Source organism: Sphingomonas sp. LaA6.9 (assembly GCF_022601895.1).
Taxonomy (GTDB): domain Bacteria; phylum Pseudomonadota; class Alphaproteobacteria; order Sphingomonadales; family Sphingomonadaceae; genus Sphingobium_A.
In genome coordinates this window covers 106,059-126,629 of the sequence record NZ_JAKVIO010000004.1, presented here as the reverse complement: position 1 = coordinate 126,629, position 20,571 = coordinate 106,059, and the positions used below count along the sequence as shown (strand labels likewise).

Below are 20,571 nucleotides of genomic sequence, written 5' to 3'. Positions count from 1 at the left end.
GCACCGGACAACCACTATCATTGCGCCGACCTTTCGCCGGGCGTAAGGCCTTTTGCCATGCTTGACGTCCAAACCGCCCCCGCCGCCCCCACGGTCGTCCGCCGTCTGGACTATCGTCCCCCCGACTGGCTCGTCCCCGAAATCGCGCTCGATTTCGTGCTCGACAGCCTGAAGACGCGCGTGCGCGCGCGCCTCGATGTGCGACGAAATGGCCAACATAATCGGCCGCTCACGCTCGACGGAGACGGTCTCACCCCTGAGTCGGTCATGGTCGACGGCCGGGTGCTCGAGGCGAGTGAATGGCGGCTCGAAAATGGCGATCTCGTCATCGAGCTTCCCGGCGACGCGCATCTCGTGGAGACCGAGGTACGGATCGCGCCCGAAATGAACACCCAGCTCATGGGGCTCTATGCCTCGGGCGGGCTGCTCTGCACGCAGTGCGAGGCGGAAGGGTTTCGCCGCATCACCTTCTTTCCCGATCGTCCCGATGTGCTCACGCGCTATTCGGTGCGCATGGAGGCCGACAAGGCGCGCTATCCCGTGTTGCTCGCCAATGGCGATCCCGTTGCCGCCGGCGATCTTGCCGATGGCCGTCACTGGGCGGAATGGAAAGATCCCTTCCCCAAGCCGTGCTATCTCTTCGCACTGGTCGCGGGCGATCTCGTCGCCAATCGCGACAGCTTCACGACGATGTCGGGCCGCAAGGTCGATCTGGGCATCTGGGTGCGCAAGGCCGATCTGCCCAAGACCGATCACGCGATGACCGCGCTCAAGCTCTCCATGGCCTGGGACGAAAAGGCCTATGGCCGCGAGTACGACCTCGACGTGTTCAACATCGTCGCCGTCGCCGATTTCAACTTCGGCGCGATGGAGAACAAGGGCCTCAACATCTTCAACTCGCGATACATCCTGGCCGACCCGGACACCGCGACCGACGCCGATTATGACGCGATCGCGGGCGTCGTCGCGCACGAATATTTCCACAACTGGTCGGGCAACCGCGTCACCTGCCGCGACTGGTTCCAGCTGAGCCTGAAGGAAGGCTTCACCGTCTTCCGCGACCAGAGCTTCACCGCCGATCAGGGCTCGGCCGCGGTCAAGCGGATCGAGGATGTGCGCGTGCTGCGCGCCGCGCAGTTTCCCGAGGATGCGGGGCCGCTCGCGCATCCCGTACGCCCCGATTCCTATATGGAAATCTCGAATTTCTATACCGCGACGGTCTACAACAAGGGCGCCGAACTCATCCGGATGATGGCGGTGATGCTGGGCGCCGAGCGCTTCCGCAAGGGTGCCGATCTCTATTTCGAGCGCCATGACGGCGAGGCCGCGACCTGCGAGGACTTCGTGACCGCGATGGAGGATGGCGGGGAGATCGACCTCGCGCAGTTCCGTCGCTGGTACGAACAGGCCGGCACGCCGCGCGTCAGGGCAACGCTCAGCCACAACGGCACAACCGCGCGCCTGCTCCTCGAGCAGAGCGTGCCGCCAACGCCGGGCCAGATCGACAAGCTGCCCATGGTCGTGCCCTTGCGGATCCGGCTGTTCGGCGAGAAGAGCACCGGCCCCTTGGGAGGGGAACGACTGATCCTGCTCGACACCGCGGAACAGGTCGTCACGTTCGAGGGCATCGCCGAACGCCCCGTGCTGTCGATCAACCGCGGCTTCTCCGCGCCCGTCATTGTCGAGACCAATCGCACGCCCGCCGATCTCGCCTTTCTGTCGGCGCATGATGATGATCCCTTTGCGCGCTACGAGGCGATGCAGCAGCTCATGCTCGACACGCTCGTCGCGGCGGTCGCGGGCAGCGCGGCCGACCACGCTCCCGTGATAGCGGCGGTCCGCAACACGCTCACCGATCCTTCGCTCGACAAGGCTTTCGTTGCCGAGGCAGTGCTGCTGCCATCCGAAAGCTTCATTGGCGATCACATGCTGGTCGTCGATCCCGAGGCGATCCACCGCGCCCGCGAAGCGCTGCGCAGCGAACTGGGCGTCGCGCTCGAAAAGGAGTGGCGCGCAGCCTATGCCGCGACGCAGGCCAACCGCTTCGAATATTCGCCCGAAGCCAAGGGCGCGCGCCGTCTCCGCTCGGTCGCACTCGGCTATATCGCCGCCAGCGGTGCGGGCGATGCCGGCGATCTGGCATTCGCGCAGTTCGAGGGGGCGGACAACATGACCGATCGGCAAGGGGCGTTCACCACGCTCGCGAACGGCGATTCGACGTTGCGCGCCAAAGCGATCGAGGGGTTCTACATGCGCTATCGCGACAATGCGCTGGTACTCGACAAATGGTTCACCACCCAGGCGCTATCCACGCGCGACGACACGGTCGATCAGGTGATCGCGCTGTCGAAGCACGCCGATTTCACGCTCGCCAACCCCAATCGCGTCCGCGCGCTCGCCGGCGCCTTCACCGTCAACCAGCGTGCCTTCCACGCCGCCGACGGGCGCGGCTATGCGTATCTGGCGGACACGATCATCGCACTCGACAAGCTCAATCCGCAGACCGCGGCCAAGCTGGTGCCGCCGCTCGGGCGCTGGCGTCGTTTCGGCGAGGAACGCGCGGCACGGATGCGCGCGCAGCTCCAGCGCATCGTCGATACGCCGGAGCTCTCGCGGGACGTGTTCGAGCAGGCGTCGAAGAGCCTCGCCTAGAGCGGCGTGCATGAATTCGGAATCAAAGACGGAGTACCCCGGCGAAGGCCGGGGTCCAGGGTAGTCGGTCTCAGTGCCCGTGACTCCTGGCCCCGGCCTTCGCCGGGGTACTCTGTAGCGCGTCAAATTAAGCGCACGATGCTCTAGACCCGATCGTTTCCGGGGCGCTCAATCCGGGATCGGGATCACCGCAAGGATTTCGAGCGCCTCGGCCTTGCCGCCAAAGTCGACCAGATCGCCCTCGCCCGCGCCGATCAGCGCGCGCGCCAGCGGTGCCGTGAAAGCGATGCGACCATGCGCGGGGTCGGCTTCGTCGGCCCCGACGATGTCGACATTGTGCTCCGTGCCCGAATCGTCGGCGTATTTCACGCGCGCGCCGAAGCGGATCGTGTCCCCCGCAAAGGCGGGCATGACCTGCGCGGTCGCGCGGCGCGCGCGCCAGTAGCGCAGGTCGCGCTCGATCGCCTTGATTTCCTCCTCGACAGTGGTGCCGGCGAGCGTGGATTCGAGCGCGCCGACACGCGCCTCGATCAGCGCCAGCCCGCGCGGCGTGACGAGATTGGGGCCAGGCGGGATGGGCAGTTCGGGCCGGGGCTCGAGATGCTCCTCGTCGACATCGCGGCGAAAGGCGACGCTCATGCAAGCCCCTCCCCGATCACGAAGGCGCGCAGCGCGCGCGCGTCATGGAGCGCATTGTGCGGCACCTTGCTGTTGCGCGCGGTGCTGAACCCGGGATTGCGCAAAAGTTCGAAGCGCAGGCCGCTGATGTCGACGATATCGCCCGGCCCGATCATCAGCAGCTTGCAGAACAGCGCGATGTCCTCGGGCCAGTCGGCGACGATCTCGGGATCGGGATCGGCGGCAAGATAGGCGGCAATTTCGTGCGCGGCGGTCACCGCGTCGAGACGCAGATCGAGCCCCTGCGGCACCATATGGAGATAGGGCACCACATGACGTTCGACCCATGGCTCGATGGTGTCGGGCAGCGGCAGTGCGGCGTAGAATTCATGGTCGCCGAATTCGGGCACCAGCGCGATGCTGATCAGCGCGCCGCCAAAGCCGTTGAATTCGGTGTCGAGGAAATAGCGCATCGGTCTTTCTTACTGTCTTGTGTTGGGTGCGAAATGTCGCTCACACGGGCTTGGCGCCCGCGCACGCATACGCCAGTACAGGCCGCCCATGCGGGCGCCTCGCAAAGCGTGTTACGCGCCCGCCTTACGCCGGGCGCGGGAAAGCGTCAGCCTCCGATCCAGGCTGCCACGTCGGCCGCGACCTTGTTTGCGGCGGCGTTGAGCGCGACGCCGACGGGGCCGGCCTTTACCTCGGTAACGGGTATGCGCGCCTCGAAACGTTGTTTCTCGATACCGTCGCTGCCGGGCACGGTGCGCGTCGCGTCATAGGTGACGATCGCTTCCATCGCCTCGCCATCGACGCCAAAATTCAGCAGCTCGCCGCCGATCCGCACGCCGGGATCGAAGGAGAATTGCCGGAAGTCCATGACGACGCGTCCCGTCTTCGCGGCAATCGTCTCGGAAAGCAGCGCACGGAACAGCCGGTTGGGCTGATCCACCCATTGCGCGTCCTTCACATAGGCGATGTTGGTGCCGTCGGCTTGCACGGGCACGCGGTTGGTCGCGAGCGCCGCGGGCACGCGCGGCGGCAGCACCGTGATTGCCTGCCCCGGGCCGACAGTCCGGCTCGTTCCCGCGCCGATCGTGGCATCGGCGCTGAGCGTCAGCAGCGAAGCGGGCGGCTCGGCACCGAAGCTGATGCAGCCCGCCAGCGCAAAGGCTGCGGCAAGCGCCGGGAGCAATTTGATCTTCATTGGCGGCCCTTTGGTTCGTAATCGGGAAGCTTGGGCGATCCGACGAGCGCGCCTGCGCCGCCGCGGTCGAGCCGTCCGGCCACCGCGGTCAGCGCTTCCGACATGTCGCGCAGGTCGCGGACCAGCTGGCCGACTTCGGGAATCGTCTGCTTGGAAAAGGCCTGCAGCCCCGGTCGCGCGTCGTTGATCGCGCCGTCGAGCGCATCCATGCTCTTCTGAGCCGACTGGACGGTCTTGCGCAGGTCGGCGATGAGCGGCCGGCCTTCGCCGTCGAGCAGCTGGTTGGTCGTGCCCGCGAGCTTGGCGATCTCCTCGGCGGCGGCGCCAGCCTTCTGGATCGTCAGGCGCGTCTCGGTCAGCGTCGCCGCGAATTCGGGCCCGCGTTCGGCCAGCGTTCCCGAAAGCCGGTCCAGATTCTTCAACGTGCTTGAAATCGAGGCCTGATTCTCGTCATTGAGAAGCTGTCCCAGCCTTTCGGCCAGCGTCGTCAGGCGCTCGAGCAGCTGCGGGGCATTGGAGAGCAGCTCGCCGAGCGCGCCGGGTTTTGTCGGGATCACGGGTTTGCCCGCGGGGCCGATGTCGGTGATCGGCGGCGCGCCCTTGACCGCGCCATCAAGACTGATCTGCGAGACCCCGGTAAAGCCAACGCCCGAAATCGTCGCTGTCGTGCCCTGCAGGATCGGCGTCTCGTCCTTGACGCGGATGCGCACGCGGACGAACTCGGGATCCTTGGGCCAGAGCGCGATCTCGTCGACCTGCCCCGAGGGAACCCCCGAAAAGCTGACCGACGATCCCTTTGACAGGCCCTCGACCGATTGCTTGAAGAATATATCGTAATGCTTTTCGCCGCCCGCACCGAGTTGTGCGAGCCAGACGGTGAACAGCGCGAGCGCCGCGAGGAGCGCGAGGACGACGCCGCCGACAAGGATATGGTTGGAACGCGTTTCCATCGACGATCAGGCCTTCTTGTCGTGCGTCTTGGCCGAAGCCACCGCGGCGCGGCCGCGCGGGCCGTTGAAATATTCCTGGATCCAGGGATGGTCGGTCGCCAGCAGTTCGTCGATCGTACCCACCGCAATCACCCTCTTGTCCGCCAGCACCGCAACGCGGTCGCAAATAGCATAAAGCGTGTCCAGATCGTGCGTTATCAGAAAAACCGTCAGCCCAAGGATCGAGCGGAGCTGGTGGATCAGATGATCGAACGCCGCGGCGCCGATCGGATCGAGCCCGGCCGTCGGTTCGTCGAGGAACAGCAGTTCGGGATCGAGCGCGAGCGCACGCGCGAGCCCTGCGCGCTTCTTCATGCCGCCCGAAAGCTCGGCGGGAAATTTGGGGCCCGCATCCACGGGCAGGCCGCTGATCAGCACCTTGAACGCGGCGATCTCGTCCAGCAGCTCCTGATCCAGCGTCTTGCCGTAGAATTCGCGCAAGGGAACCTGGATGTTCTCCGAAACGCTCAGCGTCGAGAACAGCGCGCCGCCCTGAAACAGCACGCCCCAGCGCTTGCGGACCGCGACCGCGTCCGCCTCGTCGCGGTCGACCATGGATTCGCCGAACACCGTGATTTCGCCCTCGACCGGGGTCTGCAGACCGATGATCGAGCGCATCAGCACCGACTTGCCCGTGCCCGATCCTCCGACGACGCCCAGAATCTCGCCCTTCTTCACGTCGAGGTCGAGCCCTTCGTGCACGACCTGTTCGCCAAAGGCGTTCTTCAGGCCACGCACGCTGATGAGCGTTTCGCCCACCGCGAACTCGGGCAGCCGCTCCTCGGCTTCGAGTTCCTCGCTCATATCCAGCCGACCTGTGTGAAGAAGACCGCGAAGAATGCGTCGAGCACGATCACGAGGAAGATCGCCTGCACCACCGCGGAGGTCGTTCGCATCCCGACCTCCTCGGCGTCGGCCTTGACCTGCATGCCCTGAAAGCAGCCCGCCATCGCGATGATCGCCCCGAAGACGGGCGCCTTGACGATGCCGACCCACAGATCGGTCATCGGCACGACCTCGCGCAGCCGTTGCACGAAGGTTACGGGCGGAATGCCGAGGTCGATCCAGCACCAGATGCCGCCGCCGATGATCGCGACGACCGAAGCATAGAATCCGAGCAACGGCATCATCACCACTGACGCGAAGAGTCGCGGCAGGACCAGCGCTTCCATCGGCGAGACGCCGATGATCCGCATCGCGTCGATTTCCTCGGTGAGCTTCATTGTGCCCAGTTGTGCGGCAAAGGCGCTGCCCGAACGGCCAGCGACCATGATCGCGGTCATCAGAACGCCCAGCTCTCTCAGCGTGATGCGTCCGATCAGGTTGATCGTGAAGACCTCGGCGCCGAACTGGCGCAGCTGGACAGCGCCCTGCTGCGCGATCACGATTCCGATCAGAAAGCTCATCAGCCCGACGATGCCGAGCGCGGAGACGCCCACGACCTCGAAGCGCTGGACCACGGCATTGACGCGGATACGCGAGGGATGGCGCATGACATTCCAGATCGCGATGCAGGTCGCGCCGAAAAAGCCGAGCAGCCCGAGCAAGGTCCGCCCCGCGACCATCGTCGCGTCGCCCACCTCGCCCAGCACGCGCAAGAAGGCCGGCGTGTAATCCGGCTGGGTGCGGCTGCGGATCGTGTCGTCGACCTCGGCAAGCCGTTCGAGCAGCTTTCTGGCGTCGCCATCCGCGCCGGTGATCCGCGCCGAATGGGTCTGCGCGAAATCATGGACGATCCACGCGCCGATCGTATCGATATGCTCTATCTGGTCGAGACGGACCTCGTCGAACGGGCCGCTAAGTTGTTTGAGCCGCTGGGGAAGATCGCCCAGGCGCGCAATGGCGAGGTTGCCCGTGAAGCGCAACATACGCCCGGAGTCGCCCTGCTCCTCGATGAAATCTGCCCGTGCCTCCATGCACTTATTCCTTGCGGCATAATCGCGTGCGCGGCAAGCGTGGAGCGCAATGGCCATTCTCGCGATCTATGACATGGACCGCACGATCACGCGGACCGGAACCTTCACGCCCTTTCTGGTGCACGTCGCGCTCGCGCGCGCGCCCTGGCGGCTGCTGCTCGCGCCCGCCGTTCCGCTCATCATGCTCGCCTATGCGCTTCGGCTGATCGGCCGTGCGCAACTGAAGCAATGGGTCCAGACGCTGCTCATCGGCGGCCACCTGCCGTCGTCCGAACTGGAGCCGCTGGCGCGTTCCTTTGCCGAGAGGATGATCGCGACCAACATCTATCCCGGCGCGCTCAGGCAGATGGAAGCCGATCGCGACAATGGCCACAAGCTGATCATGGCGACCGCATCGAACCGGATCTATGTGCGCGAGATCGCGGCAAAGCTCGGTTTTGACGATGTCATCGCCACCGACAGCTTCTGCCTGCCCGACGGGCGCGTCCAGGCACGGATCGACGGCGAGAACTGCTATGGCCCCGCCAAGCTCCGCAAGATCGAGGCGTGGATGGAAACCAACGGCCTCCATCGCGCCGACTGCACGGTGCGATTCTATTCGGACCACGTCTCCGACGCACCCGTGCTCGACTGGGCGGACGTGCCGATCGCGGTCAATCCGAGCGCAAGGCTGCGCAGCCTTGCCAGGGGGCATGGCTGGCTGATCGTCGACTGGAGTGCGTAAGGGGAATCAGGCCTTTTCGAGCGTGCACTGGAGCGGGTGCTGGTTCTGCCGGGCGAAGTCGATCACCTGGCTCACCTTGGTCTCGGCAACCTCATAGGTGAAGATGCCGCAGACTCCGACGCCCTTTTGGTGGACGTGGAGCATCACGCGCGTCGCGTCTTCCACATCCATGCGGAAGAAGCGCTGCAGGCAGAGCACGACGAATTCCATCGGGGTATAGTCGTCGTTGAGCATCAGCACCTTGTACAGCGCCGGCTTCTTGGTCTTTGCGCGTGTCCGTGTCGCGACACCGAGGCCCGTGCCTTCGTCCTCGCCGCTCTTGCGCCCGGCCATCGCGATGGGCGTGTCCGTCAATCGGCGAAAAATGGTTTCATCGTGTCGCATGGCTGTTCGCAGGATATGGCAAGCGCTTGGCGCAGGGCAAGAGGTGAATCCGATTATGGTGCGCCGTTATCCATGAATTTCGGCGGCCGAACGCAAAACGGCCGCCCCTTTTGAGGGCGGCCGTCGCTACGCTTTACTGAAACCGACGGCTTACGCGGCGGTCTTGAACTTCTCGGCAGCGACCGCGAGGCGGTTCGACAGCGGCTGGAAGATATCGCCCGCGAGCTTGAGCGCGGCCTCGGTGTTCTTCGAGGCTTCGGCGACGAAGGTGTCGAACGACGACTTGGCATAGTCGCTCTGGAGCTTGAACAGCTCGGTCGGCGACTTCACCGCGGCGAAGCTCTTGAGCGCGGCCTGCGCACCCTCGAAATTCTTGCGGCCGAGTTCCGCGGCGTCCTGGCCGAGCGTCTCGATGCCCTTGGCGGCAACCTTGGCCGACGCGACGAGCGCCTCGACATTGCCCTTCTGGAAGTCGGCGAATTCCTCGGCGATCTTCTGGCTCTTCTCGACGGCGGCCTTGGTGCGCTCGTTGATGTCGGCGAACACGGCCTGCGCCTGATTGGTGGCTTCGGTCGCGGCTTTCTTGACGCTCTCGGTGACTTTCGCGGTGTCAGTCATGGTCTCGGTCGTTCCTTTCTCGAGGGCGGGTGCCGATTCCGGTTCCGCCTGAACTTCGGTGATAATCGGCTCAATATCCTCGGCCGGTATCGGCTCCGGAGGTACGCTGCTACTCGGCCCCATGCTCTCGGCCGGGACGGGCTCGGAAAGCGCGGCCGGCTGTTCGCTGATTTTCGTCTCCATGCGCTCGACCGGGGCGGACTGCTGGGCCGCCGCCGGCGATGCGCTGATGCTAGGCTCTATGTTCTTGGCCGGCGCGGTCTTTGTCACCTTTGCCGGCGGGGTCTTCTTCCTGGTGTCGCTCATCGGCGGCGTCCTCAAGAGATCCATTGCATCTATGTTGCACTGCACAAATACAGTCGCGAAGGATCGATTGCAAGCACAATATTGTGCACTGCAACAAAAACGTCATGCTTGTGCGACGATCCGGGCGAAACCCCGGTCTAGCGGCGTTTCACATAGCTGCCGGGGGCATCCTCGATGGCCGGAAGCTTGCCGTTCCCCGGGATCCGGCCGCCCTCGGCCGCCCTCTTGCCGGGATCCTGCGCGATCAACCAGTCGATCCAGTCGGGCCACCAGCTGCCCGGTGTCTCCCTGGCGCTGCCGATAAAGGCGTCGAGCGATTCGACGTGCTCCTCATTGGTCCAATATTGATATTTGCCCGCACTGGGCGGGTTGACGACCCCCGCGATATGGCCCGATCCCGCGAGGACGAAGCGGACCGGCCCTTTCAGATATTCGGTGATCTTCCAGACGCTCTCCATCGGCGCGATATGATCCTCGCGCCCCGCCTGGATATAGGCGGGGGTCGCGATGCGGTTCAGGTCGATGGGCGTGCCCTCGATGCTGATCGCGCCGGGCTGGACCAGCTTGTTGTCGCGGTAGAGCTCGGTCAGATAGGCCTTGTGCCACCTGGCGGGCAGGTTGGTCGTGTCGCCGTTCCAGTGGAGCAGGTCGAAGGGCGCATAGTCCTGCCCGAGCAGATAGTTGTTCTGGACATAGTTCCAGATCAGGTCGCGTCCGCGCAGCAGGTTGAAGGTGGCCGCCATATAGCGCCCGTCGAGAAATCCGTCGCTGGTCAGGCTCTCGATCAGCGCGATCTGCTCGTCGTCGACGAAAAGGTTGAGCTCGCCCGAGCGTGAGAAATCGACCTGCGCGGTGAAGAAGGTCGCGCTCTTCACCTTGTCGGCCTCGCCGCGCGCCGCGAGCAGCGCGAGCGTCGCGGCAAGCGTCGTGCCGGCCACGCAATAGCCGATCGTGTGCACCGCCTCGACCTCGAGCAGGTCGCGCACCGTGTCGATCGCATCGATCTGGCCACGCACGATATAGTCGTCCCAGGTGACGTCCTTCATGCTCGCGTCGGCCGATTTCCACGAGACGACGAACACGGTGACGCCCTGCTCGACGGCCCAGCGGATGAAGCTCTTCTGTGGGTTGAGGTCGAGGATGTAGAAACGGTTGATCCATGGCGGGAAGATGACGAGCGGGGTCGCGAGCACCTCGCTGGTCGCGGGTTCATACTGGATGAGCTGGTAGAGCGGGGTCTCCTTGACGACCTTGCCGGGCGTCGTCGCGATGTTGCGGCCCAGTTCATAGGCGTCGGGATCGGTGTGCGTCAGTTGCCCCTTGCCGATGTCGCGGAGCATATGTTCGAGCCCTTTGAGCAGGTTCTGCCCCTGCGTCTCGACCGTCTTTTCGAGCACCAGCGGGTTGGTCAGCGCAAAGTTGGAAGGGCTCATCGCGTCGAGCAGTCCGCGCGTCGCGAAGCGCACCTGCTCCTTCTGCCTGGCATCGATTCCGTCGATCGTGTCGACGCTCTTCAACAGATGGTCGCAGATCAGCAGATAGCTCTGGCGGACAAGGTCGAACATCGGATTGTCGCGCCATTGCGGCGCCGAAAAACGCCGGTCTGTGGCATGGCGCGGATCCTCGGGCGCGGGCTCTGCGCTTTCGGGGGCGGTGAAACGTTGCCATAATTTCAGGCTGTCGCTCCAGAAATCGGCGTGCGCCTTTGCGAACCCGCCCATGTCGGGAAGGCCGGGCAGCGTGGGCGCCGGGGCCTGCGCCGTGCTTTGCTTGATCACGTCGAGGCCGAATTCGAGCATCATCTGCTGCGCACGGCCGATCACCCAGGTCCAGTGCTGCATCTCAGCCAGCGTCGGCAGCGTCATCTGCGGTTCGCGCGTCGTGTCGGTCATCCCCACATCTCCGGTTCCCCACGAGCGACTATGCCCGTCTCTTTGCTGGCATGGCCGCTTCCCAACGGATATAGCGGCTTTCGCACCATAGCGATGTCCGCATCGGCATCATAGGTGTACCCACAGAAGGAAAGATCAATGACTGAAGACTTCTACCGCATCAAACGCCTGCCTCCCTATGTCATCGCCGAAGTGAACGCGATGCGGGCAGCGGCGCGTGCGGCAGGGGAAGACATCATCGATCTGGGCATGGGCAATCCCGATCTTCCGCCGCCCGATCATGTGATTGAAAAGCTTTGTGAAGTCGCGCGCAAGCCCGACGCGCACGGCTATTCGCAGTCCAAGGGCATTCCGGGTCTCCGCCGCGCGCAGGCCGGCTATTATGGCCGCCGCTTCGGGGTCGACGTCGATCCCGAGACCGAGGTCGTGGTGACGATGGGTTCGAAGGAAGGCCTCGCGAATCTGGCGCAGGCGATCACCGCGCCGGGCGACGTCGTGCTTGCGCCCAATCCAAGCTATCCGATCCACACCTTCGGCTTCATCATCGCGGGGGCGTCGATCCGCTCGGTGCCGACCACGCCCGACGAGCGCTATTTCCAGGCACTCGAGCGCGCGGTGAAATTCACCGTGCCCCAGCCCAAGGTGCTCGTGATGGGCTATCCGTCCAACCCGACCGCCGAGGTCGTCGATCTCGCCTTTTACGAGCGCGTCGTCGCCTTTGCGAAGGAGCACGGGCTCTGGGTGCTCTCGGATCTCGCCTATTCGGAGATCTATTTCGACGATTGCCCGACGCCCTCGATCCTGCAGGTGCCGGGTGCAAAGGACGTCGCGATCGAATTCACCTCGATGTCCAAGACCTATTCGATGGCGGGCTGGCGCATGGGCTTCGCGGTCGGCAACAAGACGCTGATCGCAGCGCTCAGCCGCGTGAAATCCTATCTCGACTACGGCGCCTTCACCCCGATCCAGGCCGCCGCGTGCGCCGCGATCAACGGCCCGCAGGACATCGTCGAGAAGAACCGCCAGCTCTACAAGCATCGCCGCGACGTGCTGGTCGAGAGCTTCGGCCGCGCGGGCTGGGAAATCCCGCCGCCGCGCGCCTCTATGTTCGCCTGGGCGCCGCTCCCGCCCGCGCTCGCGCATCTCGGAAGCCTCGAATTCTCCAAGCAGCTCCTCACCCATGCGGGCGTCGCGGTCGCACCGGGCGTCGGCTATGGCGAGGACGGCGAAGGCTATGTCCGCATCGCGATGGTCGAGAACGAGCAGCGCATCCGCCAGGCCGCGCGCAACGTGAAGAAATATCTCCAGTCGATGGGGGTCAACACGCCCGCAAAGGCGGGCTGATGCTCCAGAACTCCAGCGCCTTCCCCTTCACGCACCGGTTTCGCGTTCGCTATGCCGAGCTCGATCCGCAGGCGGTGGTCTTCAATTCGCGCTATCTCGAATATGCCGATCTGGTGATCACCGAGTTCTGGCGCGCGGTGGGGATGCCTTTCACCGCGGAGGATGCGCTGGAGTTCCACGTCGCGCGCGCGGTGGTCGATTTCAAGAAGCCGCTTCGCGCCGACGAGCTGATCGAGGCGCGCGCGCGCGTCAGCCGCTTCGGCAATACGAGCATGACGACCGAGATCGAACTGCACGGGCCGGGGGCAGACGATCTGCGCGCGCGGATCGAACTGGTCCATGTCCATGTCGATCTGCAATCGGGTCAGTCGCAGCCGATCCCCGAACATGTCCGCGCCCGCTTTCTCAGCCATGCGGGAACGCTTGCTCAGGCCTGAGTTCGACCGACACCCGAATCGCGTCGACGAGCGCGGTTGACCCTGTTCCGGCGGGTGGCAGTCTTGCCGCCTGACCAGAGACAAGGGGAATCCGTCATGCGCGTTCTTTCCGCACTCGCCTTTCTGCCGCTCCTTTTCGCGACGCCCCTCCCGGCCATGGCGCCCGCGGACTATGCCGCCGCGGTCGCGCCCGAGGGGCGGCCGGCCAAGATGGCCGAACTCGACGAAAGTCGGAAGCCCGCAGAAGTCCTCGATTTCATGGGGGTGAAACCGGGGCAGAAGGCGCTCGATTTCTTCGCAGGCCAGGGATATTTCACCCAGATCCTCGCGCGCGCCGTCGGCCCGAAGGGCAATGTCACCGCCTTCGAGCCCAAGAATTTCTACGACGATCCCCGCTCGGCACCGATCTGGCGCGCGCTGCATGCGGCCAATGGCAACATCACCGTTTCGGCGCTGCCCGCTGACCAGTACGCCGCCCCCGCGGGCGTCTACGATGTCGCGCTGCTCAACCTCGTCTATCACGACATGTATTGGGAAAGCACCGAGTACAAGTTCCCGCGCGTCGATCCCGAAAAGGTCCTCGCCGAACTCTACAAGGGCATGAAGCCCGGCGGCACCGTCGTCGTCGTCGACCATGTCGGCCCCGCGGGTGACACGCGCGCGGTCGTCGAAAAGCTCCACCGCATCGATCCCGAAACCGTGAAGGCCGATTTCAAGCGCGCGGGCTTCACCTTCGACGGCGAGAGCGATGTGCTGCGCGTGGCCGCTGACGATCACGCGAAGAGCGTCTTCGATCCCGCCATCCGCGGCAGGACCGACCGGATCATGTACCGCTTCAGGAAGCCGGGCTGAAAGAACCCGGCTGGCCCTCTCCCCAGATTCCCCGGGGAGAGGGCCAACTCACGTCAGATCGCTGCCAGCGCCTGTTCGAAATCGGCGATCAGGTCGTCGGCGTCTTCCACGCCGATCGAAATGCGCACCATGTTGTCGCCGATCGCGAGCGCTTTCTTGCGCTCGTCGGGGACGGAGAGGTGCGTCATCGCGGCGGGGTGGCTCGCCAGCGTCTCGGTGCCGCCAAGGCTGACCGCGAGCTTGGCGATCTTGAGCGCGTCGAGGAACGCGAATGCCTCCTTCTCGCCGCCCTTGAGGTAGAGCGAGAAGGTCGATCCCGCGCCCGTGCAGTGGCGGTTGTAGATGTCGGCCTGCCGCTCGGTCTCGGGGAAACCCAGATAGACGACCTTCTCGACCTTGGGGTGGTCCTTGAGCCAGGTGCAGATCTTCTCCGCATTCTGGCCCGCGCGCTCCATGCGCAGCTCGAGCGTCTCGAGGCTCCTGAGCAGCATCCACGCGCTGTGCGGATCGAGGATCGTGCCGATCGTGTTGCGCATCGCACGCACCATCGTCATGTGCGCCTTCGACCCCAGCGCGCCGCCCGCGACGAGATCGCTGTGGCCACCCGCATATTTGGTCAGCGAATAGACGACGATGTCGGCGCCGTGCTCGAGAGGATGCAGCCAGAGCGGGCCGAGGAAGGTGTTGTCGATCACGATCGGCGGTTTTTCGCCATCGAACATCGCGTCGCGCACCGCGCTCACCGCCTGAACATCGACAAGCACGTTGGTCGGGTTGGCGGGACTTTCGAGATAGATCATCGCGACATTGCCCTGGCGCTTGGCCTTCTCGACGACCGCCTCGATCTCTTCTTTCGTGGCGGCTGCAGGGAAATCGAGCCAGGTCACGCCGAACTTGCCGAGGATGCGGCCGATCAGCGTCTCCGTCGCGGCGTAGAGCGGCGCCGAATGGACGATGACGTCGCCCGGCTTGACGAAGGTCAGCAGCACCGTCGCGATCGCGGACATTCCGCTCGAGAAGGTCAGCGCCTCCTCGGCATCCTCCCACACGCCCAGCCGGTCCTCGACGATTTCCTGATTGGGACCGTTGAAGCGTGAATAGACCAGCCCCTCGGCGCCGCCGGGGCGCTTGCCGGTCACGCCTTCGAAGTGCCGCTTGCCCGCGGCCGCATTCTCGAAGACGAAGGTCGAGGTCAGGAAGATCGGCGGCTTCAGCGCGCCTTCGGAGAGCGCGGGGTCAAAGCCGTGCCCCATCATCAGCGTCGATGGCTTCAATTTCTTGCCGTTGATTTCGATCACATCGGGCTTGGGCCGGCGGCGCGGAGTCGTGCCGGTCAGGTCGGCTTCGTCGGGTTTCCTGGGCATGTAACAATCTTTCCGAAACGTGTAATATGACTACATCATATCGAGACGCGCTCCGACAATCCATGCCATGACGACGAGCGTTGCGAATTGCGCGATGACAACGGACCGATAGCCCGTTCCGCCGCCTGTCAGCCGGGCTTGCGCGCAAACCAGATCACGTGCCGCGCGCCCTTGCCGTTGCCGCGCGCGCGCACCGCGACTTCCTCGACCGCGAACCCCGCAGCCCCCAGCCGGCGCGCGAACGCATTGTCCGGCGCCGCCGACCAGATCGCCAGCACGCCCCCGGGCGTCAGCGCCTGCCTCGCCGCGGCCAGCCCGCGCACCGAATAGAGCCCGTCATTCCCCTCGCGCGTCAGGCCGTCGGGGCCGTTGTCGACGTCGAGCAGGATCGCGTCATAGGTCTGGCGCGCGTCGCCGATTATCGCCGCGACATCGCCTTCGAAAAGTCGGACGCGCGCGTCGTCAAGGCATCCCGCCGCCAGCTCCGCCATCGGCCCGCGCGCCCATTGGATGATCTCGGGCACAAGCTCGGCGACCGTCACCTGCGCGTCGCCGGGGAGCGCGGCGAGCGCCGCGCGCAAGGTAAAGCCCATGCCATAGCCGCCGATCAGCAGATGCGGCGCCTTGCGCCCCGCCAGCCGTTCGCAGCTCATCACCGCCAGCGCCTCTTCGGAGCCGCTCATCCGCGTGCTCATGAGTTCGTTGCGGTCGAGGACGATCATGAAATCCTTGCCGCGACGGAACAGCCGCAACTCGTCGCCGCCCGGGATCTTCGCGGTGTCGATCAGTTCGCGTGGTGTCATCCTGCAATTCCGATCAGCGAGATCTGGCGGCCATAGCCCGGTTCGCCCTGATGGCAGGCGCGGCGATAGCTGAAGAAACGGTCTTCATCGGCATAGGTGTCGAGCCCCAGCGCCTCGACGCGCGCTATGCCGCTCGCGGCGAGGCGCGCTGCGACATAGGCCTCGATATCGAACTGCTGGTGGCCCGGCCGTCCGGCGCTGAAGAAGCGCTCATTCTCGGGATCGACCGCGGCGAAGGTCCAGAAGAAATCGTCGCTCACCTCATAGGAGGCGCGCGCGATGCACGGGCCGATCGCGGCCGTGATCCGCGAACGATCGGCGCCCAGCGCCTCCATCGCGGCGATGGTGTTGTCGGTGACGCCCTTGATCGCGCCCTTCCAGCCGGCGTGCGCCGCGCCCACCACGCCGGCCTCGCGGTCGGCGAACAATACGGGCACGCAATCGGCGGTCAGAATGCCGAGCAGCAACCCCGGCCGGTCGGTCACGAGCGCGTCGGCGTGCGGCCGCTGATCCTCGGCGAAGGGGCCGGTCACGGTGACCGCATCGGGGCTGTGGACCTGATAGAGCGTGACGAGCGTCGCTTGCGGCATCACCGCATCGGCGGCGCGGCAACGGTTCTCGAGGATCGCCTCTCGGTCGTCCGCGCTGCCGAGCCCGACATTGAGCCCCGCATGCATGCCCGTCGACACGCCGCCGCGCCGGCCGAGAAAGCCGTGCGGAACGCCCGCCAGCGCGGCGGCGCGGATCACTTCGACATCGGTCACTTCAGAATCCTTCGGGTTCGGGCCAGTCGGGCGCGACGAACGCCAGTGCCTTGAACAATTGCCCCATTTGCGCGGGATTGGCCAGCCTGTCGCGCGCCGCCGCGATCTCCCCGGCGCGCTCCGGCGCGGCCTTGACGAGCGCCGTCGCGCGCGCGGCGAGCCCCAGTCCGTGCAGCCAGTCGCCCTGCGTCGCGGGGCCGAAGACGCGCAGGCCCGCGCCGCGCCCTTCCTCCGCCAGCGCCGCGAAATCGACGTGCGCGGTCAGGTCGCGTTCGCCCGGCTCGGCGAACGGGTCGGCATATTCATGGCGCTTCACCGCCTGCAGTGTCTCGCCGATCGCGGGCCCCGAATAGCCATAGTCGATCAGGATCGCGGCCCCGCCCTGATCAGCGATGCGCGCGGCGATGTCGGCGGCGATCGCGGTCGATGCGGGCGAGGATTCGAAGATCGCTCCCTCGGCCGCGCTCCAGAGCGCCTCGGGCACCGCGGCGTCCATCGGCAACGGGCCCGGTGCCGCGACGAAACCGTCGCTCCCCTGTATCACCACGCGCTCGCGCCAGCCATCGCTGGTCCTCACGATCTGGCGGATCGGCAGCGCGTCGAAGAATTCGTTGGCGACGATCAGCAGCGGACCCGTTTCGGGCAGCGTCTCGATACCATCATGCCAGTGCGCATCGGGCAGCCGTTCGGCCTGTTTTGCGCGCAGCGCAGCGCTCGTCTCGACGAGGTGGATATCGGGTTCGAGCCGCGCCGCGCGCATCGCGCGAAGTGCGTCGGCCGCGAGCGTGCCGCGCCCGGGGCCAAGCTCGACATAATGGACGCGCGCCGGGGCCTCGGCGCGCAACCACAGATCGGCGAGCCACAGCCCGACCAGTTCGCCGAACATCTGGCTTATCTCGGGCGCGGTGGTGAAGTCCCCCGCTGCGCCCAGCGGATCGCGCGTCGCATAATAATGCGCGTTGGCCTGCGCCATGAAATGCGCGACGGGCATCGGCCCGCCATGGTCGATCGCGCGCGCCAGCCTTGCGGCGAGGGAATCCGGATCAGGCGACGCTCTGCCCTCCCGAGACGGCTTCGACGCGCTGGCGACGCTTCTTCGCGGTCGCGATCAGATAGAGGCCGCCGACGATCATCGGCACCGTCAGCCACTGGCCCATGCTCATTCCGGTGCGTTCGGCGAATTCGAGCAGCTGCGCGTCGGGCTGGCGGAAGAACTCGACCGTGAAGCGCGAGAGGCCATAGCCGAGCAGGAAGGTGCCGACGAGCTTGCCCGGCTCATAGCGCGCCTGCGTCTTCCAGAACATGAACCACAGTACCGCGAACAGCACGATGCCCTCCAGCCCGGCTTCGTAGAGCTGGCTTGGATGGCGCGGCAGATTGTCGCCCGATCCGGGAAAGATGATCGCCCAGGATACATCGGTCGTGCGGCCCCACAGCTCGCCATTCACGAAATTGGCGAGCCGGCCGAAGAACAGCCCGAAGGGGACGCAGCACGCGATATAATCGTGGATCCGGAGCCAGTTGAGCCCGTTCTTGCGGGCGAGGTAGAGGATGGAGAGCGAGACGCCGATCGCGCCGCCATGGAAGGACATGCCGCCTTCCCAGAGCTTTAGCACATCGAGCGGGTCGGCGAGGATCGACGGCTGGTAGAACAGCACATAGGCAATGCGCCCGCCGAGAATGATGCCCAATGTGGCGTAGAAGACCATGTCGTCGGCGTGGCGTCGCGCCATCGGCGCTCCGGGCTGTGCGATCAGTTTCAGCAGATACCACCAGCCGAGGATGATTCCCGTGATATAAGCCAGCGAATACCAGCGGATCTTGAAGAAACCGAGGTCGAGCGCGATCGGCGAAAGCCCGAGGCTGTCGAAATGCGTGTATGCCGTAGCGGCAGCCGAAAAGGTGAGAAACAAGCTCTTTACCCCTGATGATTTGGGCCTTCATATAGTCGGAAACCGACAAGACCAAGAGAGGAGAGGAACCCATGCCGAGCGCGCTCGATCTGCGTATCGAAGAAGCGATCGCGAAGGTTACGGGACCCGGCGGGCCGCTGCCGCTCACGACCATCGAGCGCTATGGTGTCGAGCTTCCGATGATAGCGGCCGCGCCACCCGCACTCTCCTGGTATTTTGCGCATTTCTGCGCGCAGCACGGCGATACGACCTTTCTCGTTTCGGGCGACGAGCGGTTGAGCTTCGCTGAGACCTATGCCGCCGCGAAGCAGGTCGCGGCCGCGCTCGTCGATGGCCATGGCGTCAAGCGCGGCGACCGGGTCGGGATCGCGATGCGCAACGCGCCGGCGTGGATCGTCACCTATATGGGCGTGCTGATGGCGGGTGGCGTCGCGACGCTGCTCAATGCCTGGTGGCAGGGCAACGAGCTCGCCGACGGCATCCGCGACACCGGCACCCGGCTTGTCATCGCCGATGCGGCGCGCGTGCAGCGGCTTGCCGAGCATCCCGAACATGGCGCAAGCGTGGTCGGGCTCGACGTTGCGCTCCCCATTGCGCAGGCGATCGCGCCTATCGTTGCCAGTGGCGGCAGCGATGCAACCGCCCTTCCCCAGCTCACCGGCGACGACCTCGCCACGATCCTGTTCACCTCGGGGTCTACGGGTCAGTCCAAGGGTGCCTATTCGGACCATCGTGGCGTCATACAGGGCACCTTCAACTATCTGATCAGCACGCTGGCGCTGCTCGACCTTGCGACGCAGGAGGGCCTTGCGCTGACGACCCAGCCCTGCACGCTCCTCAACGTGCCGCTGTTCCACGTCACCGCCGAAATTCCCGTGATGCTCCAGAGTTTCGCGATCGGCCGCAAGCTCGTCATGATGTCCAAATGGGATGCCGAGGAAGCGATGCAGCTGATGGAGCGCGAAAAGGCTACCTATTTCGTCGGCGTGCCGCTGATGAGCTACGAGATCATGATGCACCCCAACCGGCATAAATATGATCTCTCGACCGTCGCCCATTTCGCCGCCGGCGGCGCGCCGCGCCCGCCCGAGCATGTGAAGCGCCTGAAGGACGAGATGGGGGGCGCAAAGCCCATTCTCGGCTATGGGCTGACCGAAACCAATGCGGTGGGCTGCGGCAACCTCAACGAGAATTATATCGCCAAGCCCAACAGCACGGGCCCCGCGGCCAAGCCGCTCGTCGACCTTGCGATCCTTGACGACGCCGGCAAGCCCGTGCCGCAGGGCGAACGCGGCGAGGTCTCGATCCGCACGATCTGCAATTTCCTCGGCTACTGGAACAACGAGGACGCGACCCGCGCGTGCATGACCGCCGACGGTTATTTCCGCTCCGGCGACATCGGCTATCTCGACGAGGATGGCTATCTCTTCATCGTCGATCGCAAGAAGGACATCATCATCCGCGGCGGCGAGAACATCTCGTGCCAGGAGGTCGAGGCCGCGATCTACGAGCATCCCGCGGTCGCCGAGAGCGCGGTCTTCGGGCTTCCCGATGATCGTCTGGGCGAGGTGCCCGGCGCGGTCGTGCATCTCCACAAGGGCGACGCGCTCGAAATCGCGCAGCTCCTCGAGTTCCTCGCCGAGCGGCTGGCCGCCTTCAAGCTGCCGTGCCGCGTCTGGTTCGTCCCCGAACCGTTGCCGCGCCTCGGCACCGAGAAAATCGACAAGGTATCGCTGCGCGCCAAATATCGCGCGCTCGCACAGTTCGAGGCGGTGGACTGAAATCGAA

Annotated in this window: 20 protein-coding genes; 6 read left to right on the top strand and 14 right to left on the bottom strand. The window is 65.2% G+C overall.

The window, feature by feature from the left end; genetic code table 11:
• Positions 1 to 57: 57 nt before the first annotated feature.
• Positions 58 to 2,652, top strand: coding sequence for an aminopeptidase N (pepN, locus tag MKI88_RS03780; protein WP_241629620.1), 2,595 nt, complete (start codon positions 58 to 60; stop codon positions 2,650 to 2,652).
• A 168-nt stretch (positions 2,653 to 2,820) separates the two neighbouring features.
• Here pepN and MKI88_RS03775 read toward each other — a convergent pair whose 3' ends face one another.
• The 6 genes from MKI88_RS03775 to MKI88_RS03750 form a co-directional block, all read right to left on the bottom strand.
• A complete protein-coding gene (locus MKI88_RS03775) occupies positions 2,821 to 3,291 on the bottom strand; it encodes a GreA/GreB family elongation factor (RefSeq protein WP_241629619.1) in 471 nt (156 codons plus the stop codon).
• Positions 3,288 to 3,743, bottom strand: a complete 456-nt coding sequence (locus MKI88_RS03770; RefSeq protein WP_241629618.1) for a 3'-5' exoribonuclease — start codon at positions 3,741 to 3,743, stop codon at positions 3,288 to 3,290. The genes MKI88_RS03775 and MKI88_RS03770 overlap by 4 nt, the downstream gene beginning before the upstream one ends.
• 146 nt (positions 3,744 to 3,889) lie before the next feature.
• Positions 3,890 to 4,477 (bottom strand): ABC-type transport auxiliary lipoprotein family protein, encoded by a 588-nt coding sequence (locus MKI88_RS03765; protein ID WP_241629617.1) that lies wholly within the window; start codon positions 4,475 to 4,477, stop codon positions 3,890 to 3,892.
• Entirely contained in the window at positions 4,474 to 5,427 is a 954-nt protein-coding gene (locus MKI88_RS03760) for an MlaD family protein (RefSeq protein WP_241629616.1), read from the bottom strand. Before MKI88_RS03760 ends, MKI88_RS03765 begins: the two co-directional genes overlap by 4 nt.
• Positions 5,428 to 5,433: 6 nt before the next feature.
• Entirely contained in the window at positions 5,434 to 6,270 is an 837-nt protein-coding gene (locus MKI88_RS03755) for an ABC transporter ATP-binding protein (RefSeq protein ID WP_241629615.1), read from the bottom strand.
• Positions 6,267 to 7,382 carry an ABC transporter permease gene (locus MKI88_RS03750; RefSeq protein WP_241629614.1) on the bottom strand — a complete coding sequence of 372 codons (1,116 nt, stop codon included), beginning with the start codon at positions 7,380 to 7,382 and terminating at the stop codon, positions 6,267 to 6,269. The genes MKI88_RS03755 and MKI88_RS03750 overlap by 4 nt, the downstream gene beginning before the upstream one ends.
• A 49-nt stretch (positions 7,383 to 7,431) precedes the next feature.
• Between MKI88_RS03750 and MKI88_RS03745 the strand changes: the two genes are divergently transcribed.
• Positions 7,432 to 8,106, top strand: a complete 675-nt coding sequence (locus MKI88_RS03745) for an HAD family phosphatase (protein WP_241629613.1) — start codon at positions 7,432 to 7,434, stop codon at positions 8,104 to 8,106.
• 6 nt (positions 8,107 to 8,112) lie between these two features.
• On the opposite strand, the gene clpS is transcribed toward MKI88_RS03745, so the two are convergent.
• The 3 genes from clpS to MKI88_RS03730 form a co-directional block, all read right to left on the bottom strand.
• Positions 8,113 to 8,439 carry an ATP-dependent Clp protease adapter ClpS gene (gene clpS, locus MKI88_RS03740; protein WP_241629656.1) on the bottom strand — a complete coding sequence of 109 codons (327 nt, stop codon included), beginning with the start codon at positions 8,437 to 8,439 and terminating at the stop codon, positions 8,113 to 8,115.
• Positions 8,440 to 8,640: 201 nt separating this feature from the next.
• Complete coding sequence (locus tag MKI88_RS03735; protein WP_241629612.1) at positions 8,641 to 9,414, bottom strand: phasin family protein; 774 nt, start codon at positions 9,412 to 9,414, stop codon at positions 8,641 to 8,643.
• A gap of 137 nt (positions 9,415 to 9,551) precedes the next feature.
• Positions 9,552 to 11,306 (bottom strand): alpha/beta hydrolase, encoded by a 1,755-nt coding sequence (locus tag MKI88_RS03730; RefSeq protein ID WP_241629611.1) that lies wholly within the window; start codon positions 11,304 to 11,306, stop codon positions 9,552 to 9,554.
• A 138-nt stretch (positions 11,307 to 11,444) separates the two neighbouring features.
• Between MKI88_RS03730 and MKI88_RS03725 the strand changes: the two genes are divergently transcribed.
• From MKI88_RS03725 to MKI88_RS03715, 3 genes are all read left to right on the top strand, one after another.
• Positions 11,445 to 12,650, top strand: a complete 1,206-nt coding sequence (locus MKI88_RS03725; protein ID WP_241629610.1) for an LL-diaminopimelate aminotransferase — start codon at positions 11,445 to 11,447, stop codon at positions 12,648 to 12,650.
• The gene (locus MKI88_RS03720) at positions 12,650 to 13,087 is read left to right on the top strand and encodes a thioesterase family protein (protein ID WP_241629609.1); all 438 of its coding nucleotides are present in this window, start codon (positions 12,650 to 12,652) and stop codon (positions 13,085 to 13,087) included. The genes MKI88_RS03725 and MKI88_RS03720 overlap by 1 nt, the downstream gene beginning before the upstream one ends.
• Before the next feature lie 96 nt (positions 13,088 to 13,183).
• Positions 13,184 to 13,939 (top strand): class I SAM-dependent methyltransferase, encoded by a 756-nt coding sequence (locus MKI88_RS03715; protein ID WP_241629608.1) that lies wholly within the window; start codon positions 13,184 to 13,186, stop codon positions 13,937 to 13,939.
• 53 nt (positions 13,940 to 13,992) lie between these two features.
• Here MKI88_RS03715 and MKI88_RS03710 read toward each other — a convergent pair whose 3' ends face one another.
• From MKI88_RS03710 to lgt, 5 genes are all read right to left on the bottom strand, one after another.
• A complete protein-coding gene (locus tag MKI88_RS03710) occupies positions 13,993 to 15,303 on the bottom strand; it encodes a cystathionine gamma-synthase family protein (RefSeq protein WP_241629607.1) in 1,311 nt (436 codons plus the stop codon).
• A gap of 128 nt (positions 15,304 to 15,431) precedes the next feature.
• Entirely contained in the window at positions 15,432 to 16,106 is a 675-nt protein-coding gene (locus MKI88_RS03705; RefSeq protein WP_241629606.1) for a spermidine synthase, read from the bottom strand.
• Positions 16,103 to 16,870, bottom strand: a complete 768-nt coding sequence (gene pgeF, locus MKI88_RS03700; RefSeq protein ID WP_241629605.1) for a peptidoglycan editing factor PgeF — start codon at positions 16,868 to 16,870, stop codon at positions 16,103 to 16,105. The genes MKI88_RS03705 and pgeF overlap by 4 nt, the downstream gene beginning before the upstream one ends.
• Before the next feature lies 1 nt (position 16,871).
• The gene (locus MKI88_RS03695) at positions 16,872 to 17,861 is read right to left on the bottom strand and encodes a class I SAM-dependent methyltransferase (protein ID WP_241629604.1); all 990 of its coding nucleotides are present in this window, start codon (positions 17,859 to 17,861) and stop codon (positions 16,872 to 16,874) included.
• Between the two features lie 52 nt (positions 17,862 to 17,913).
• A complete protein-coding gene (gene lgt, locus MKI88_RS03690) occupies positions 17,914 to 18,783 on the bottom strand; it encodes a prolipoprotein diacylglyceryl transferase (protein WP_241629603.1) in 870 nt (289 codons plus the stop codon).
• Between the two features lie 71 nt (positions 18,784 to 18,854).
• Between lgt and MKI88_RS03685 the strand changes: the two genes are divergently transcribed.
• Positions 18,855 to 20,564 (top strand): class I adenylate-forming enzyme family protein, encoded by a 1,710-nt coding sequence (locus MKI88_RS03685; protein ID WP_241629602.1) that lies wholly within the window; start codon positions 18,855 to 18,857, stop codon positions 20,562 to 20,564.
• Positions 20,565 to 20,571: the final 7 nt, after the last annotated feature.

Excerpts from the sequence above, each read along its gene's own strand:
- pepN (WP_241629620.1), top strand. The coding sequence starts at position 58 with ATGCTTGACGTCCAAACCGCCCCCGCCGCCCCCACGGTCGTCCGCCGT.
- MKI88_RS03775 (WP_241629619.1), bottom strand. The coding sequence starts at position 3,291 with ATGAGCGTCGCCTTTCGCCGCGATGTCGACGAGGAGCATCTCGAGCCC.
- MKI88_RS03770 (WP_241629618.1), bottom strand. The coding sequence starts at position 3,743 with ATGCGCTATTTCCTCGACACCGAATTCAACGGCTTTGGCGGCGCGCTG.
- MKI88_RS03765 (WP_241629617.1), bottom strand. The coding sequence starts at position 4,477 with ATGAAGATCAAATTGCTCCCGGCGCTTGCCGCAGCCTTTGCGCTGGCG.
- MKI88_RS03760 (WP_241629616.1), bottom strand. The coding sequence starts at position 5,427 with ATGGAAACGCGTTCCAACCATATCCTTGTCGGCGGCGTCGTCCTCGCG.
- MKI88_RS03755 (WP_241629615.1), bottom strand. The coding sequence starts at position 6,270 with ATGAGCGAGGAACTCGAAGCCGAGGAGCGGCTGCCCGAGTTCGCGGTG.
- MKI88_RS03750 (WP_241629614.1), bottom strand. The coding sequence starts at position 7,382 with ATGGAGGCACGGGCAGATTTCATCGAGGAGCAGGGCGACTCCGGGCGT.
- MKI88_RS03745 (WP_241629613.1), top strand. The coding sequence starts at position 7,432 with ATGGCCATTCTCGCGATCTATGACATGGACCGCACGATCACGCGGACC.
- clpS (WP_241629656.1), bottom strand. The coding sequence starts at position 8,439 with ATGGCCGGGCGCAAGAGCGGCGAGGACGAAGGCACGGGCCTCGGTGTC.
- MKI88_RS03735 (WP_241629612.1), bottom strand. The coding sequence starts at position 9,414 with ATGAGCGACACCAGGAAGAAGACCCCGCCGGCAAAGGTGACAAAGACC.
- MKI88_RS03730 (WP_241629611.1), bottom strand. The coding sequence starts at position 11,306 with ATGACCGACACGACGCGCGAACCGCAGATGACGCTGCCGACGCTGGCT.
- MKI88_RS03725 (WP_241629610.1), top strand. The coding sequence starts at position 11,445 with ATGACTGAAGACTTCTACCGCATCAAACGCCTGCCTCCCTATGTCATC.
- MKI88_RS03720 (WP_241629609.1), top strand. The coding sequence starts at position 12,650 with ATGCTCCAGAACTCCAGCGCCTTCCCCTTCACGCACCGGTTTCGCGTT.
- MKI88_RS03715 (WP_241629608.1), top strand. The coding sequence starts at position 13,184 with ATGCGCGTTCTTTCCGCACTCGCCTTTCTGCCGCTCCTTTTCGCGACG.
- MKI88_RS03710 (WP_241629607.1), bottom strand. The coding sequence starts at position 15,303 with ATGCCCAGGAAACCCGACGAAGCCGACCTGACCGGCACGACTCCGCGC.
- MKI88_RS03705 (WP_241629606.1), bottom strand. The coding sequence starts at position 16,106 with ATGACACCACGCGAACTGATCGACACCGCGAAGATCCCGGGCGGCGAC.
- MKI88_RS03695 (WP_241629604.1), bottom strand. The coding sequence starts at position 17,861 with ATGCCCGTCGCGCATTTCATGGCGCAGGCCAACGCGCATTATTATGCG.
- MKI88_RS03685 (WP_241629602.1), top strand. The coding sequence starts at position 18,855 with ATGCCGAGCGCGCTCGATCTGCGTATCGAAGAAGCGATCGCGAAGGTT.